The 15,501-nt window shown below is 70.6% G+C and carries 13 protein-coding genes; 2 read left to right on the top strand and 11 right to left on the bottom strand.

The window, feature by feature from the left end; all coding sequences use genetic code 11:
- Nucleotide 1 precedes the first annotated feature (1 nt).
- Nucleotides 2–817, bottom strand: a complete 816-nt coding sequence (locus KDL01_RS18935; protein ID WP_212529851.1) for a helix-turn-helix domain-containing protein — start codon at nucleotides 815–817, stop codon at nucleotides 2–4.
- A gap of 54 nt (nucleotides 818–871) precedes the next feature.
- Here KDL01_RS18935 and KDL01_RS18930 point away from each other — a divergent pair, with 54 nt between their 5' ends.
- Nucleotides 872–1,726, top strand: a complete 855-nt coding sequence (locus KDL01_RS18930; protein WP_212529850.1) for an alpha/beta fold hydrolase — start codon at nucleotides 872–874, stop codon at nucleotides 1,724–1,726.
- Between the two features lie 26 nt (nucleotides 1,727–1,752).
- Here the strand turns inward: KDL01_RS18930 and KDL01_RS18925 are convergent, their stop codons facing one another.
- The 10 genes from KDL01_RS18925 to KDL01_RS18880 form a co-directional block, all read right to left on the bottom strand.
- Nucleotides 1,753–2,256, bottom strand: coding sequence for a hypothetical protein (locus tag KDL01_RS18925; protein WP_212529849.1), 504 nt, complete (start codon nucleotides 2,254–2,256; stop codon nucleotides 1,753–1,755).
- On the bottom strand, nucleotides 2,253–2,957 hold the full coding sequence (locus KDL01_RS18920) for a hypothetical protein (protein ID WP_368861603.1): 705 nt from the start codon (nucleotides 2,955–2,957) through the stop codon (nucleotides 2,253–2,255). The genes KDL01_RS18925 and KDL01_RS18920 overlap by 4 nt, the downstream gene beginning before the upstream one ends.
- Nucleotides 2,958–3,002: 45 nt before the next feature.
- A complete protein-coding gene (locus KDL01_RS18915; RefSeq protein WP_212529847.1) occupies nucleotides 3,003–3,311 on the bottom strand; it encodes a hypothetical protein in 309 nt (102 codons plus the stop codon).
- 159 nt (nucleotides 3,312–3,470) lie between these two features.
- Nucleotides 3,471–5,531 (bottom strand): beta-galactosidase, encoded by a 2,061-nt coding sequence (locus KDL01_RS18910; protein WP_212529846.1) that lies wholly within the window; start codon nucleotides 5,529–5,531, stop codon nucleotides 3,471–3,473.
- A complete protein-coding gene (locus KDL01_RS18905; protein ID WP_246576643.1) occupies nucleotides 5,528–6,268 on the bottom strand; it encodes a hypothetical protein in 741 nt (246 codons plus the stop codon). The genes KDL01_RS18910 and KDL01_RS18905 overlap by 4 nt, the downstream gene beginning before the upstream one ends.
- A complete protein-coding gene (locus tag KDL01_RS18900; RefSeq protein ID WP_212529845.1) occupies nucleotides 6,265–7,845 on the bottom strand; it encodes a GH39 family glycosyl hydrolase in 1,581 nt (526 codons plus the stop codon). The genes KDL01_RS18905 and KDL01_RS18900 overlap by 4 nt, the downstream gene beginning before the upstream one ends.
- Nucleotides 7,846–8,042: 197 nt before the next feature.
- Nucleotides 8,043–9,713: an ABC transporter substrate-binding protein gene (locus tag KDL01_RS18895; protein WP_212529844.1), complete on the bottom strand. Its 1,671-nt coding sequence runs from the start codon at nucleotides 9,711–9,713 to the stop codon at nucleotides 8,043–8,045.
- 96 nt (nucleotides 9,714–9,809) lie between these two features.
- A complete protein-coding gene (locus tag KDL01_RS18890) occupies nucleotides 9,810–10,730 on the bottom strand; it encodes a carbohydrate ABC transporter permease (protein ID WP_212529843.1) in 921 nt (306 codons plus the stop codon).
- A gap of 2 nt (nucleotides 10,731–10,732) precedes the next feature.
- Nucleotides 10,733–11,701, bottom strand: a complete 969-nt coding sequence (locus tag KDL01_RS18885) for an ABC transporter permease (RefSeq protein WP_212529842.1) — start codon at nucleotides 11,699–11,701, stop codon at nucleotides 10,733–10,735.
- Complete coding sequence (locus KDL01_RS18880) at nucleotides 11,698–14,133, bottom strand: beta-xylosidase/alpha-l-arabinosidase (RefSeq protein WP_212529841.1); 2,436 nt, start codon at nucleotides 14,131–14,133, stop codon at nucleotides 11,698–11,700. The genes KDL01_RS18885 and KDL01_RS18880 overlap by 4 nt, the downstream gene beginning before the upstream one ends.
- A gap of 329 nt (nucleotides 14,134–14,462) precedes the next feature.
- On the opposite strand from KDL01_RS18880, the gene KDL01_RS18875 reads away from it, so the two are divergent.
- Complete coding sequence (locus KDL01_RS18875; protein WP_212529840.1) at nucleotides 14,463–15,494, top strand: LacI family DNA-binding transcriptional regulator; 1,032 nt, start codon at nucleotides 14,463–14,465, stop codon at nucleotides 15,492–15,494.
- The last annotated feature ends 7 nt before the right edge of the window (nucleotides 15,495–15,501 follow it).

The raw sequence follows: 15,501 nt of genomic DNA, 5'->3' as shown, positions 1-15,501 counted from the left end.
GTCAGTCCTCCAAGTCGAAGCGGACACCGGAGTGGAACACCGTGGTCGCGGTGGTGCCGAGCGCCTGGCGGAACGTGTCGCTCAGGTGCGAGGGCGAGGAGAACCCGGCATCGGCGGCGCAGCGGGTGAGGTCGTGCCCGGCGGTGATGCCGCGCACGACGTGCAGGACCCGGCACCACTGGCGGTAGCGGCGGAAGCTGGTACCGGTCTGCCGGGCGAACAGATGCAGGAAGTGGGACCGGTCAAGGCCCAGCGCCTGCGCGCTCTGCGCGGCGCGCCGGGGCTGGGCCGGGTCGGCGCGGATCTCGGCGACGAGACGTTCGATGCGGCGGTCGGTGCGGCCGTCGGTGTGGCGGTGCATCCATCGCTCACCGGAGGCGGATGTGGGATCCGAGGCGGAGGCGAGCAGAGCGCGCAACTCCCCCGGGTCCCCGCCGTCCGCGCACGCCTCGATCAAGGCCGCTTCCCGCGCGTGGTCGAGGCCGTACGGCCCGAGGCGCCGGCGCATCGACGCGGCCAGCCGGTCGGCCGGAGCGTCGGCGGAGTCGTTGAACAGCAACAGGATCCGCCCGCCCGCGGGCGCGACGACGCGGTGCGGTATGCGGGCCGGGGCGTAGAAGCTGCGGGTGATGATCGAACCGCGCGACCCGGTCTGCACGGTGAAGGGCGCGTCGAGGCCGACCGTCAGGACCGCGACGGAGGCGGCGTGCAGGTCGGCGCCGAGGTCGGGACCGACGTAGCCGACCTGGCCGGGGCGGATCCAGGCCAGGGCCCGCGGCTCGGCATCGCACGTTTCTGGAAGTGCGGCGGGCGTCATACTGCCAGGCTAACCGAGTGGAAGCACTCTGACAGGCCCCGGCAGGAGGACCCGATGGAAGAGCACGTACAACTCGGCGACGTGGCGATGCACGTGGTGCAGGACGGGGTGGCGGGCGCGCCGACGCTGTTGCTGATCCACGGCCTCGGCGCGTCCACGGACTGGTGGGAGCCGGTCATCCCGCGCCTGGCCGAGACCTACCGCGTGGTCCGGGTGGACCTGCTCGGCCACGGCAGCACGACGCCCCCGGCCGGCGGCGATTCCGGCGCCGGCCCGAGCCCGTACGAGATCGCCGCCCAAGCCCGCCTGATCGCAGCCGCCCTCGACCGGCTGGCGATCGAGCGGGTGGCGGTCGTGGTCGGCCACTCGACCGGCGGCAGCGTCGCCACGGCGTTCGCCGAGCAGTCGCCCGCGCGGACCGGCGCGCTCGCGCTCGTCGACACCGGCCCCAGCCTGGACGCCGACACCTCCGACAGACCGCTCAGCCGACTCCTGTTCGCCCCCGTCCCCGGACGGCTGCTATGGCGACTGCTCTCCGGCACCATCGTCCGCAAAAGCCTGAGCAGCGCGTTCACCCGCCCAGTCGAGCTCCCGCCGACCCTGGCCCACAGCGCGAAGGCAATGACGCACGCCGCCCTGGCCGGCAGCGCCCAAGCGGCCATCGCCTACCTCGAACAGCGCACGATCCCCGCCCGCCTCGCCGGCCTCGACCTGCCCATCCTGGTGATCTTCGGCACCGAGGACAAGCGCTGGCGCTCCTCCTCGGCCATCCCCGATTACCGGGCCGTCCCCGGCGTCCACGTGGAGCCGTTGCCCGGCGTCGGCCACACACCGATGTTCGAGGACCCGCAGGCCACGTACACCCTCCTCGCGGCCTTCGCCGACACCGCAGCGGCTCCGCGGCATTGATCTGCCGTTGCCGAGGACGCACGGGCTCAGACGACGGATTTGCAGTACAGGCCCTGGCCGTGATCGCGTGCACGGCGGGCCAGCGCGCGGAACACCTCGATGTAGCCTTCGGCGTCGGCGGCTTCGGCGAATCTGATCTCTTCGATGTCCTTCCAGCGCAGAGCGAGCCGAGGCATCTGCTCGTCGCTGATCTCGGCGAGCGCGGTCACCCACTCCTCGGGGAGCCGTACGAGGGTCAGGCCCTCGTCCCAGGGCGATTCCCGGCCGGGACGTTGCACGCCGTACGGCCACGCCTGCTCGTCCGGCCAGAGAAGGGCGGTGCTGGTCGAGCGGGCGTCGAACGGGACCGCGCGGGCGAACGCGATCAGCTGCCCGAGGACCACGAAGGGATCAAGGTTCTTCGCATCGATCCAGTCGGCACCGTAGTCGTCCAACCCGCCGTGTTGATGCCAGTCACCGCCGGGCCCGACGGCCCAGTCGATCGCGGTGCTCGGGTCCGGTGCCCGGAAGTAGTCGTGCAGCACGCTCATGACCGGACCTCGGGCTCTGCCGGATATCCCGCTGCCTCCACCGGATATCCCGCCGCGATCGCGGCCTTGGCGACCTCGGTGAACGCCGCGTCGGGATTGAGTGCGGCAACCACCGCGGCGGTGAGCGGGCGGCCGTCGAGGATCGTCGCCACGGCGTCGACGTCGATGTCGCACTCGAAGTAGTCACGCGCGTAGTCGGCGTACGCGGTGGCGGTGCCGGCGACCAGGGTTCCGAAGAGATGATCTGCACCGTCCGGATCCCTGCTCGCCTCATCGAACTCGACCGGGCCACAGCGCCATTGCGTGTCATCGGTCTCGCGCCAGGCGCACACGGTCGCGTCGAAGAAGCCCGCGAACAGGAAGGCCGGTTCCCGAGTCCATCGCACCAGCGAGTCCGGGACGCCCTCGAGCAGGCCGGGCCAGTGCTCACGGTCGTCGTCACGCCACGGCGTGGCTTCCGATTCGTGGTCGAACCCGTAGAGGAAGACTCCGGCGGGCTCGAACACGATGGCGTAGAGGTCTCCGCTGCCGTTGCTCATCTCGGCCAAGGCCACCTTCGGGGCCCACTCGGCGGTGTGGCTGTACGTCGGATATCCGGAATCGAACACGGCGTCCAGCACCGCGAACGCTCGGCAGCGGGCGGCCAGCACGTCCGGCTCGGGCAACGCGGCTATCAGGTCGTGAACTGTCACGGGTGACATCCAACCGGACCCCACCGACACCTGTGGCTCAGCGGATCCGCCCGCTCAGCGGCTACTGCTGCCGGCCATGATGTCGGTTTCCCGAGCGGGGGCGACGCGGGAGAGCCAGTGGGCGGCTTCGGCCGGTTCGATCTCGCGCATCACCGCCTGGTCCAAAGGCGGCTCGAACGCGGGAAGCGGGCGGTCCTGCGTGGTCTGATCCCAGATCCGTTCGAGCGCCAGGTGGCTCGCCAGGGTCACGAGCACGCGCTCGGGGAGGACTTCGGCCAGGGCCATCGGGCTGGCGCCCTGTTCGACCAGGGCGCCGGCGACGACGGCCAGTTTGGCGTACGTGCCCGCCAGTCCGGGCAGCATCGGCGCGATCCGCTCGACCAGCGCGGTGGACTCCGCGACGCTCAGGCCTTCCGTGTCAGGGCGTAGACGACGGAGACCGTCGAAGAAGCGCCTGCCGCTACCTGCTGCATGGCGTCGCGTATCTCGGCGAGGTGGTGATCGAACCGGGAAGTCATGGGATCAGAGGCTAACGGCCGCCGCGGACGCGCGAGGCAGTCGCAGCACCATGACACCGCGCGGTTCGAAGCGGATCCGGTCTCCCTTCTCGATCTGCGCGCCGGTCAGCAGGTCGCTGCCGCTGTGCTGGGCTTCGACGTCGAGCGCGGTGGCCTGGTGGTTGAGGAGGAACAGCAGGCGGGTGCCGTCGGGCGCGACGCGTTCGGCGGTCTCCAGGTCGGGGACGTCGGGGTAGCGCAGTTCGATCGAGTGGCGGCGCAGCACCTCGCGAACGACCCAGGAGATGCCGGGCTGGTCGAGGCCTGCGGCGACGTACCAGCCTTCGCCCTCGCCGAACGCGTTGCGGGTGACGGCGGGGGTGCCGGCGTAGAAGTCCTGCTGGTAGACGCCGACGGCTTGGGCACCCTGCGGGATGACGAGTTCGAAGAACAAGGTGGCCGAGGACACCACCGGCTTCTCGCCGGGCGCACCGAGTCGCACGGGGTTGACGAAGCCCGGCTCGCGCGCGTCCCACTCGTCCACGCGCACGCCCATGAGCGGGCCGAGCGGGCCGGGGACGTCGGCGAGGAAGGCGTTGTCGTCCTCGTCGACGCGGCCGGACAGGAAGGTCGTGACGACCGAACCGCCGCGTGCGGCCACGGCTTCGAGCCGCTGCGCCAGATCGCCCTTGACCATGTGCAGGGCGGGCGCGAGCACCACGTCGTACGGGTCGAGCGCGGCGGTGACCGGCACCACGTCCACGTCCACGCCCGCGTCCCACAAGGCCGTGTAGTAGGAGATGACGAGCTGTTGGTAGCGCAGCAGGCGGGAAAGGCCGTCGGTCATCTCCAGCGCCCACCAGCTGTCCCAGTCGAACAGCAGCGCCACCCGGGCCGGGGTCCTGGCGCCGAGCGAGGCGCCGCCGAGCCGCTCGAGTTCGGCGCCGAGTTCGGCCGCCTCGCCGAAGACCCGGGTGTCGGAGCGGTCGCCGTGGCCGATGAGGGCGCCGTGGTACTTCTCGCACGCGCCGCGCGAGGCGCGCAACTGGAAGTAGAGGACCGCGTCCGCGCCGTGGGCCACCGCCTGCCAGCTCCACAGGCCGAGCAGGCCGGGCCGCTTGAGCGGGTTGACGTCGCGGGAGGCTGTGGTGGACGGGGTCTGCTCCATCAGCCAGAACGGCTGACCGTCCTTCAGCCCGCGCATCAGGTCGTGGGTGAGCGCCATCCGGGCCTGGGAGGTGTCGTCGGGCGGGTAGTTGTCCCAGGACGCGAAGTCCAGGTGCGCCGACCAGCGGTGGTAGTCGATCGGCTGGTACATGCCCATGAAATTGGTGGTGACCGGGACGTCCGGGCTCGACTCGCGGATCGCCGCCTTCTCCGCGACGAAGTCGGCCAGCATCGCCTCGGACATGAACCGCCGGTAGTCGAGCGTGATGCCCTGGAACGCGGTGTGCTCCGGGCCGCGCCAGTGCTCGGTCAGGGCGGACGGCGGCTCGATCTCGCTCCAGTCGGTGAACCGGTGCGACCAGAAGGTGGTGTACCAGGCCTCGTTGAGCCGCTCCAGGGCGCCGTAGCGCTTGCGGAGCCAGTCGCGGAAGCCCGCGGCGCACAGCTCGCAGTAGCAGGCGCCGCCGTACTCGTTGCCGATGTGCCAGGCGACGACGGCCTCGCTGCGGGCGTAGCGGCGGGCCACCTGGCGGGCGAGGGCGGCCGAGTACTGCTGGAAGGCCGGCGAGCTCGGGCAGGCGTTGTGGCGCTGGCCGTAGCGGTGGCGGCGGCCCTCGAAGTCGGTGCGGTTGACCTCGGGGTGCAGTCTGGCCAGCCAGGGCGGGAGCGCGCCGGTGCCGGTGGCCAGGCAGATGCCGCGGCCCTCGGCCTCGGCCCTGGCCACGATCTGGTCGAGCAGGTCGAAGTCGTAGACGTCGGGCGCGGGCTGGGTCAGGGCCCAGTCGAACACCCCGAGCGTGACGGTGTCGATCCGGGCCAGGTCGAACAGCTCGTAGTCGCGGGTCCAGACCTCCTGCGGCCACTGCTCCGGGTTGTAGTCGCCGCCGTAGCGGATCTTCGTGCTCTCCGGCAGGGTCATGCGGTGAACTCCTTCGTGACCCGGGCGATCATCGGCTGGGCGGTGCGCAGCAGGGCGGCGGCGAAGCAGACCCCGAACAGCGCCAGGACGGCCTCGGAGGCGATGTCGACCACGCCGACGGCCACGATCAGCAGACAGAGGTTGCCGAGCGCGACGGAACGGGTGGCGCCGAGGAAGTACGCGGCCAGCCGCGCCGCGTCGCGGGTGCGGAAGGAGAAGAGCGAGGTGATCACCAGCGCGTTGGCCATCCACAGCGTCGCGGCGACGGCGAACACCACCACGATCGCGGCCCACCAGGTGGGCACGCCGGAGGACCTGACGTGTGCGAGGTCCACCGCCATCACGGAGAGCACGGCCAGGTAGGGCAGCCAGAGCTTGAGCACGCCCGCGGCGTTGAGCCGGTAGCCGCGGGCGAACTCGGCGGCCGGGCGCAGGTCCGCCGGGTCGCCGCGGTGCCGGCGCAGCGCGAACAGGGCGGCGGAGACGGCCGGGCCGACCGGGATCAGGCAGGCCACCGCCAGCGGCGCGTCGGCGGCGTCGCGGGCGAGCAGGACGAGCGGGACCAGGCCAGGCAGCACGGCCAGCAGCAGCAGCACGTCCACCGTCAGCAGGCTGTAGATCGCCGAGGTGATGCGGGCCAGCGCGCCCTCGCCGACCTCCTCGGACCCGGCGGACCCGGCGGACCCGGACCCGGATCGCGATCCGATCGCGCTCGGTGCGTGGATCTGAAAGCTCATCGGTTCTCCTCCGTTTCGCTCGCGGGTGTGGACTCCGACGCCGGCTCCGTCTCGGACTCCGGGTTCGCGTAGCCGAACAGCCGGCGGTCGTCGAGCCACGGCGGGGTCTCGTCGCGCACGGCGGCGATCTCGACCAGGGTGACCTCGTGCTGGTCCAGGGTGAGGGTGAGCTCGGCGCGGCCGGCCTCGACCGGCAGGCTCAGGTGGCGGCGGGAGGGCTCGGAGCTCTCGTGCAGGGCGTCGAGCTGACGGCTGCTCGGCGCGGCCGGGCGGCCCATCTCGCCCCAGGCGGCCCAGACGTTGCCGGCCCCCTCGCTCACGCTGGTGCGCAGCACGAACGCGGTGCGGGCCGGGCCGACGGGCAGCGAGAGGCGCACGGTGTGGCCGGCCGGCGCGGGCTCGCGGCCGGTCTCGTCCACCGGCGCCCAGGCCAGGACCGTGATCCGGCCCTCGGCGTCGCGGGTGACGAGGTGGTCCTCGCCGCGGGCGAGCACCTCGGGGCCCATCCGGGCCAGGAAGGTGTAGAGGTGGTAGGTGGGCTTCTTGACCTGGCGGTGCGTCAGCAGGCCGAAGCCGCCGTGGAACAGCGCCGTCGGGACCCCGATCTCCTCGAACATGTCGCTGAAGGTCCAGTACGAGAAGGACTCGACGTGCTCGCCCCCCTCGGCCAGCACCGGCGCGAGGTAGGCGGCGTGGAACGCGGTGTCGTGGATCGGGTTGTCCGGGCGGTAGGAGGAGTTGAACTCGGTGATGTGCACGGGCAGGCCGTCGAGGGAGGTCCCGCGCAGCAGCTCGCGCGGGGTGGCGAACTGCTCGAGCAGGCTCCGGGCGGGCGCCAGGGTCTGGTAGACGCCGAAGGGCACGTGCTGGGCCGGTCCGGTGGTGTACGCGTGCTTGCTCACGAAGTCGACCGGGATGGTGCGCAGCCCGGTGAACTCGGCGAAGGGCCGCAGCCAGTGGTCCGCCCCGGGCGAGATCGCGGGGCCGCCGACCTGGAGTTCTGCGTCCACCTCCTTGACCGCGAACGCGGTGGCCTCGTACAGCCGGTGGTAGGCGCCCTCGTCGGCGTCCTGCCAGAACTGGGTCAGGTTCGGCTCGTTCCACACCTCGATCGGCCAGCGCCGCACCACCTCGAGGCCGTAGCGCTCGATCAGGTGCCGCAGCGTGGCCTTGACCAGGTCGGCCCACTCGGCCAGCGAGTTCGGCGGGGTGACGTTGCCGTGCCACCAGAACACGGTCTGCTCGCCCGAGGCGAGGGCCTTCGGCATGAAGCCGAGTTCGAGGAAGGGCTCGATGCCGAGCTCGAGGTAGGCGTCGAGGATCTGGTCCACGTAGCCGAAGGCGTAGCGGGTGTGGTTCTGGCCCTGATACGTGTACGGCTGGTGCACGCCGACGCCCTCGGCGAACAGGCCGTGGCCCCGGATGTGCCGGAAGCCGATCTCCCGCTGGATCAGCGCCAGCGAGTCCTGGTAGTCGCGCCGCAGCGCGAGCTCGAATCTGCCGGTGCCGACGCACTGGCGCCAGGCGTCGGAGAGCCGGCCGACGGCTCGGTCCGGGACGATGATGGGGCTCGGCACGGCTGTTCCTCCGCTGATCTGTTTCTTCGTGTCAATTCTGAGTGCGTTGACGCGCCGGATTCGTGACATCGCACGAATCCGGCGCATCCCAACCCGCCCCGCCCCGGCCGCCGCGTGCGGGCGGCGGCCGGGGCCACGGGCCTGGGTCGTGTCTTCAAAGTTTCGCCGGGGCCGCGACGCCCCTTTGAAGACACTCCCTAGCCGTGGGCCTTCTTGTAGGTCTGGTAGGCCTGGTTCACGGCGTCGATGTACTGCTTCGAGTTCAGTCCCCCGAGCTCGGAGACGTACTGGTCCCACTCGCTCAGCGGCCGCTGGCCGAGGATGAACTTCAGGGTGTTCTGGTTCACCGAGTCCAGCAGCGCGGTGGCCCACAGCGTGGTCTGCTGCTGCTGCTGGTCGTCGAACGGGGCCGGCGGGTCCAGCGGCAGCGTCTTGCGCTGGTTCATGACCTTCTGGAAGACCTGCTCGGCCGGCGGGAACTGCGAGTTGAGCAGGTTGGAGCTGCCGCCGTAGGCGAACACGCCGTTGAAGAACCCGTAGTCGACGTTGAGCTGCTTGGTGCCGCTCGGGTTCAGCCCGCCCCAGTTGACGTCGGGCGCGAGCTTGAAGGTGCCGTCGTCGACGCTGCCGGTGTAGGTCTGGCCCTGCACGCCCCACTTGGCGTACATCTTTCCGGCCTCGGAGTAGTACAGCCAGTCGAGGAACTGCATCATCGCGACGAAGTTCGGGCTCTTGCGCGCCGAGGAGGAGATCATCACGCCGCACTCGATCCGCGAGCCGATGTTGACCGCGCCCGCGGGGCCGATCGGCACCGGGATCTTCAGCACGGTCGCGCCCGCGACGCCGGTCAGGTCCTTCTCGTAGGTGTTGACCACCTCCTGCGCGTTGGCGCTGATGACGAAGGACTGGCTGTCGGCGAACTTCTGCTCGGCCTGCGCGTCGGACTGGGTGAAGCTGGCCGGGTCGAGCAGCTTCTGGTTGACCCAGCTGTTGAGCAGCGTGACCATCGCCTTGTAGTCGTCGGTCGCGCCGGTGTAGACGAACTGGCCCTGCGAGGCATCCCAGGTTTGGTGCTGATAGTTCCAGCCCGCGTGGGTGTTGTAGGCGTTTCCGAGGGTGGCCAGCAGGCTGTTCGCGCCGGGTCCGGGCTGGGTGGAGGACCAGCGGTCCGAGAACGGGTACAGGCTCGGGTACGCGGTCTTGAGCGCCTGGAGCATGGTGGTGAACTCGTCCCAGGTCCCGGGGACGTCGATGCCGTGCTTCTGCAGGATGTCCGAGCGCACCGCGATCGAGTAGTCCACCCACACGTTCTCGTGCAGGCCGGGCAGCAGGTAGAACTTGCCGTCGGGGCCGCGCAGCGTGTCGAGGTCCGAGTCGAGGTTCCAGTTCTGCACCGTGGCGGTCAGGTTCGGCATCAGGTCGAGGTAGTCGCTCACCGCCAGGATCGCCCCGCTGGAGATGTAGGCCTGCTCCGCCGGGTGGTAGGTCTTCGGGATGATCGCGGGCGCGTCGCCCGCGCCGACCATGACGCCGACCTTGGTGGGGTAGTCGCTCTGCGGGATGGTCGTCGCGCTGACCGAGACGTTCGTCATCTGCTTCAGATCGGTGAAGAACTCCCAGTTCGCCTTGTACGGGTAGTTGGGGTTGTTCAACATCATCATGCCGAAGTCGAGCGGCGCGGTGGCCTTGAACTGCGCGTCGGCCGCGAAGGCGTCCATGGCGCCGACCTTGTTGGAGGACAGGTCGCCTGCGCCCGAGCTGCCGCTGGAGGCGCCGCCGGGCTGGTGGGTGGAGCAGCCGGCCAGAGCCGCGACGGCGATACCGCCGCCGAGCACGCCGAGGAACCGTCGGCGGGAGAAGCTGTTCACGGGAACTCCTTTGTCCGTGGTGCGAGAGTGCGCATCGCTGGTGGTGGTGTGGGTGCTGCGATGGTGTGCGTAGTACGGATGCTGCGAGCGGCGCCGTCAGCCCTTGACCGCGCCGAGCATCACGCCGGAGACGAAGTAGCGCTGGATGAACGGGTAGATGCTCAGGATGGGGATGACGGTGAGCACGATCGTCACGGCCTGGATGTTGGCCGCGACCTGGAGCGCGGTGTCACCCGAGGCGCTCTGGTCGGTCCCGCCGGTGGCGCCGGCGATGAGGTTGCGCAGGTAGACCGTGACCGGGAACATGCTGTTGTTGTCCATGTAGAGGAACGCGGAGAACCACGAGTTCCAGAAGGTCACGGCGTAGAAGAGCACCATCGTGGCCAGCACCGCCTTGGACAGCGGCAGCACGATCCGCCAGAGGATCCCGTAGGTGTTCAGGCCGTCGACCATGGCGGCCTCCTCGAGTTCGCCCGGGAGCGATTCGAAGAACGCCTTCATCACCAGCAGGTTGAACACGCTGATGGCGTTGGGCAGCACGATCGCCCAGATCGAGTTGCGCAGCCCGAGGTCGTTGACCAGGACGTAGTTTGGGATCAGGCCGCCGTTGAAGAACATCGTGAACACCGCGATGCCGATCAGGAATCCGCGGCCCTTGACGTTCTTCTTGGACAGCACGTAGGCGTAGCAGGTGGTCAGCACCATCGCGATGAGGGTGGCGACGACGGTGTAGACCACCGTGTTGCGGTAGTTCTCCCAGAAGGTCGGGTCCGCCATCACCGTCTTGTAGGTGGTGAGGTTGAAGCCCTTGGGGATCAGGTTCACCCGGCCGGCCGCGATCGCGCCCTGCGCGCTGAAGGACTGGGCCAGCAGGTTGATGAAGGGGTAGAGGGTGATCACCATCACGGCGGTCAGGATCAGCGCGTTGACGACCTGGAAGACGCGGTAGCCCCGGCTGGTCTGGATCCTCCTGCGCACCACCGGCGCGCCGACCGGCGCGACCCCGGTCTCCGACACGGCTACCACAGGCTCGTCCCCACCACTCGACGCGAGATGAAGTTGGCCGAGACCACCAGGATCAGGCCGATCAGCGACTCGAACAGGCCGATCGCGGCGGCGTAGCTGAAGCTGCCGGACTGCACGCCGACCCGGTAGAGGTAGGTGGAGATGACGTCGCCGGTCGAGTACGTCAGGGGATTGTAGATCAGCAGGATCTTCTCGAAGCCGACCGCCATGAAGGTGCCGATGTTCAGGATCAGCAGCGTGACCATGGTCGGGCGGATGCCGGGCAGGGTCACGTGCCAGGTCTGCTTCCACCGGTTGGCCCCGTCGATCCTGGCCTGCTCGTAGAGCTGGCTGTCGATCGTGGTCAGCGCGGCGAGGTAGAGGATCGTGCCCCAGCCCGCGGTCTGCCAGACCTCGGAGGAGACGTAGATCTGGCGGAACCAGCCCGGCTGCTGCAGGAAGTCGATCGGGGCGTGGCCGAGGTGGCCGAGCATCTGGTCGATCGGACCGGTGGTCGAGGTCAGCTGGATGATGATGCCCGCGACCACGACGACCGACAGGAAGTGCGGCAGGTACGAGATCGACTGCACGATCCGCTTGAACCGGCTCGAGCGCACCTCGTTGAGCAGCAGCGCAAGGATGACCGGCGCCGGGAAGGTGAAAAGCAGCGAGAGCAGGCCGAGGACCAGCGTGTTGGTGAACACGTGCCAGAAGCTCGGGTCGGACCAGAACTCCTGGAAGTAGTAGAAGCCGACCCAGTATTCCCCGAACAGGTTCCCGCCGGGCTGGTACCAGCGGAAGGCGATGACGTTGCCGAGCATCGGGACGTAGCGGAAGACGGCGAAGAACGCCAGCGGCGCCACCGCCAGCGAGTACAGCCGCCAGTCCCGGCGCAGCGCCTGGCGCCAGGTGCGCCGGCGCAGGCGGCGGGCGGGCCGGGAGCCCGCCGCGGTCGCAGCCCCTAGGGGCTGGGTACTGCTCACCCTGCCGCCTCCTTCGTCGTATGCGACAGCGCTCCCGCACTTTCGATCCGGACCCGGGACATCAGGTGCCTGTGGTGGCCGACCTCGCGGACCGGGCCGGTCAGCCGCAGCGGCAGCACCGCCGCGTCGTGCCCGCTGGAGCGGCCGAAGCGCAGCTCCACGGCGCCGGGCTCGACGATCCGGGTGCCGCGCACGCCGGTGAACGAGGCCAGGTCGGCCGGGACCGCGAAGGTCACCTCGGCCTGTTCGCCGGGCTCGAGCGGGACGCGGGTGAAGCCGAGCAGCCGCACCACCGGGCGGGTGGTCTGCGCGACCGGGTCGTGCAGGTAGAGCTGGACCACCTCGGTGCCGGGCCGCGATCCGGTGTTGGCCACCCGGATCCGGACCTCGACCTCGCCGTCCACCGGCCAGTCGGCCCGCCGCCCGACACTTTCGGCCTCGGCCCCGGCGCCGTGCGCGGAGACGGCGGTGACGTCGGTGCCGAGCACGGCCGCGTCGGTCCACGCGAACGTGGTGTAGCTCAGGCCGTGGCCGAAGGGGTAGGCCGGGGTCGGGTCGACCGAGGAGACCTCGGAGCGGCGGCCCAGGATCGGGGCGAGATAGGTGGCGGGCAGGCCGCCGGCGTCCCGGGGAACGCTGACCGGCAGCCGGCCTGACGGCTCGACGGCTCCGGTGAGCACCTCGGCCACGGCCTGGCCGCCGCGCTGTCCGGCGAAGAACGCGTAGACGATGCCGGCCACGCCGTCCACCTCGGGGCCCAGGGCGTAGGGACGGCCGGCCAGCAGCACCAGCACCACCGGCGTGCCGGTGGCCACGATCGCCTGCACCAGCTGCGCCTGCACGCCCGGCAGGGTCAGGTCGGCGGCGTCGCAGCCCTCGCCGGAGGTGCCGCGGCCGAACAGTCCGGCCCGGTCCCCGACGGCCAACACGCACACGTCGTGCGAGGCGGCGGCGGCGACCGCGGCGGCGAAGCCGTCGGTCTCCGGGCCGTCCACGGTGCATCCGGGCTCGTGGGCGAGGTCGGGCACGAACTCGGCCAGCGCCTCGCGCAGCGACGGGATCTCCAGCCCGAGGCCGTGACCCGCGTGAGCGCTCACATGCGCGGGGAAGGAGTAGCAGCCGAGCATCGCCATCGGGTCGTCCGCGACCGGGCCGACGAGCGCGACCCGCAGGCCGGGGCGCAGCGGCAGCAGCCCGTCGTCGTTGCGCAGCACCGTGACGGACTCGCGGGCCAGGCGCAGCGCGATCTCGCGGTCCTCGTCCCGGTCCAGGTTCACCGCGTCCACGTCCGGGGGCAGCGGCTGCCAGTCCGGGTCGAGCAGGCCGAGTTCGGCCTTCTGCACCAGCACCCGGCGCAGCGCCCGGTCGATCAGCGCCTCGTCCACCGTGCCGGCCCGCACCGCGTCCACGAGCGGCGCTCCGAAAGTGTCGACGGTGGGCAGTTCCACGTCGATGCCGGCCTTCAGGGCGAGCCCGGCGGCCTCGGCCGCGCCGTCGGCCACGCCGTGCAGGGTCTCGAGGAAGCGCACCGAGAAGTAGTCGGAGACCAGCGTCCCGGTGAACTCCCAGTCCTCCCGCAGCAGCCGGGTGAGCAGGTCCTCGTCCGCGGCGACCGGCACGCCGTCGATCTCGGCGTAGGAGTTCATCACCGAGCGGGCGCCGCCCAGGCGCAGCGCGGCCTCGAACGGGGGCAGCAGCACGTCGGCCAGCTCGCGCCGGCCCACGGCCACCGGGGCGAGGTTGCGTCCGCCGCGGGAGGCGGAGTAGCCGGAGAAGTGCTTGAGGGTGGCCACGATCCCGGACTTCTCCAGGCCCCTGACATAGGCCGCGCCGACCAGGCCGACCAGGTACGGGTCCTCGCCGATGGTCTCCTCGGTGCGGCCCCAGCGGTAGTCGCGGGTCACGTCGAGCACCGGGGCGAGGCCCTGGTGCACGCCGACCGAGCGCATGGACCGCCCGATGCGCTCGGCCATCTCGGCCACGAGTTCGGGGTCGAAGGCGGCGCCCCAGGCCAGCGGCGCCGGGTACGCGGTCGCGCCCCAGGTGGCGAAGCCGGTGAGGCACTCCTCGTGCACCTGGGCCGGGATGCCGAACCGGCTGGCCGCGGCGATCTGGGCCTGGGAGACGGCGAGTGAGCGGGCGCCGGCCGCCGGGTCGATCGGTGCGGTGCCGAAGGGCCGGGTGAGCTGGCCGAGGCCGTGCCGGATCACCTCGTCCCAGGGCGCCGCGTCCTTCATCTCGGACTGGAGCGGCGCCACCCCGCCACCGGAGGCGTCCGCGCCGACCCAGACCCCGAACAGCTGGGCGATCTTCTCGTCCAGGGTCATCCGCGGGATCAGCGCGTCTGCGCGTTCCTCGGGCGAGAGCGCGCGATCGCGCCAGGGCGCGTCGCCGCCGGACGTGTCCGCCTCCACGGACATCTGACTGGTCATGCCGTCCTTTCGCTGCGCTGACGTCGACGACACCCGGAAGCGGCGGAACGCAGGGCTCCGCTGTCGACGGTTGTTCGAAGGCAGTTCGATGGTCGTTCGAAAGTTTCCGAAATTCATCGGGATGTGTTGCGGTAACCTAGGCGGCTCCGACGGCCGTGTCAAGACTCTCAGGAACCGATCGTTTCGGTGCTGGTAAAGGCAATGCTCGGCACGAGGCCAGGGCCTGGACCAGCTAGGCAAGCCCGAATGCTTTCATCTATGCTCGGCCCTGGACCGAGGCGTGCCCGGTGTGGTCCCCGAAAGTTTTGCGAAATATAGGTGAGATTTCGATGACCGTGCAGGCGCAAGCTGACGAAGGCCCCGTTTCGACGACGATCGCGACGATCGCCGACGAGGTGGGCGTTTCGGTCACGACCGTCTCGAAGGTGCTCAACGGCCGCGCCGACGTCTCGCCCGAGACCAGGGCCCGGGTGGAGGCCAGCCTTGAGCGGCACAGTTACCGCCGCCGCTCCCGCCCGCGCGCCGAGGGCGCGAGCCGGATCGACCTGGTCTTCCACGAACTCGACTCCGCCTGGGCGATGGAGATCATCCAGGGCGTGGAGGCGGTGACCGCGGTCGCGGGCCTTGACGTGGTGCTCTCCCAGCTCGGCGGGCGCCACCACCCGCCGCAGTCCTGGCTCGACGCCACCTTGACCCGGCGCCCGGCCGGAGTGCTGTTCGTGCTCTGCAGCCCGACCGTGGCCCAGCAGCACCAGCTGCGCCGCCAGGGCATCGGATTCGTGGTCGTGGACACCGACAGCGCCACCACCGCCTCCGTTCCCACCGTCGGCTCCAACAACTGGAACGGCGGCCTGCTCGCCACCCGCCACCTGCTCGAACTCGGCCACCGGCGGATCGCGATCATCTCAGGCCCCGAAGACGTGCTGTGTGCGCGCACCCGGCTCTCCGGCTTCCGCTTCGCGCACGAGGAGGGGGGCATCCCGGTCGACCCCGCGTTCGTGCGGCACGGCAACTTCTACCTGGAGTCAGGCTACGAGCACGGCCTGTCGCTGCTGGACCGGGACGACCGCCCCTCCGCGATCTTCGCCGGCTCGGACTTACAGGCGCTCGGCGTGCTGCGCGCAGCCCGGCGCCTCGGCCTCGACGTGCCGGGCGAACTGTCCATCATCGGCTACGACAACCTGCCGGTGACCGCGTGGACCGAACCGGCGCTGACCACCGTGAACCAGCCCCTGCGCGCCATGGCGGGCACCGCGGCGCGGATGGTGCTCGAGCTGGCCCGCGGCGACGAACTCGCGCTGCACCGGGTGGATCTGGTCACCGAGCTCGTGGTGCGCGAGAGTACCGCCCCGCCGCGCTGAGCCGCCC

The sequence above is a fragment of the Actinospica durhamensis genome (genome assembly GCF_018139695.1).
In the GTDB taxonomy this organism is placed as follows: Bacteria; Actinomycetota; Actinomycetes; order Streptomycetales; family Catenulisporaceae; genus Actinospica; species Actinospica durhamensis.
The sequence above is the reverse complement of the archived record's forward strand: the minus strand, read 5'-3'. Positions and strand labels throughout refer to the sequence as shown.

Coding starts and splice junctions, on each gene's coding strand:
- KDL01_RS18935 (WP_212529851.1), bottom strand. CDS start 817: ATGACGCCCGCCGCACTTCCAGAAACGTGCGATGCCGAGCCGCGGGCC.
- KDL01_RS18930 (WP_212529850.1), top strand. CDS start 872: ATGGAAGAGCACGTACAACTCGGCGACGTGGCGATGCACGTGGTGCAG.
- KDL01_RS18925 (WP_212529849.1), bottom strand. CDS start 2,256: ATGAGCGTGCTGCACGACTACTTCCGGGCACCGGACCCGAGCACCGCG.
- KDL01_RS18920 (WP_368861603.1), bottom strand. CDS start 2,957: ATGTCACCCGTGACAGTTCACGACCTGATAGCCGCGTTGCCCGAGCCG.
- KDL01_RS18915 (WP_212529847.1), bottom strand. CDS start 3,311: ATGCTGCCCGGACTGGCGGGCACGTACGCCAAACTGGCCGTCGTCGCC.
- KDL01_RS18910 (WP_212529846.1), bottom strand. CDS start 5,531: ATGACCCTGCCGGAGAGCACGAAGATCCGCTACGGCGGCGACTACAAC.
- KDL01_RS18905 (WP_246576643.1), bottom strand. CDS start 6,268: ATGAGCTTTCAGATCCACGCACCGAGCGCGATCGGATCGCGATCCGGG.
- KDL01_RS18880 (WP_212529841.1), bottom strand. CDS start 14,133: ATGACCAGTCAGATGTCCGTGGAGGCGGACACGTCCGGCGGCGACGCG.
- KDL01_RS18875 (WP_212529840.1), top strand. CDS start 14,463: ATGACCGTGCAGGCGCAAGCTGACGAAGGCCCCGTTTCGACGACGATC.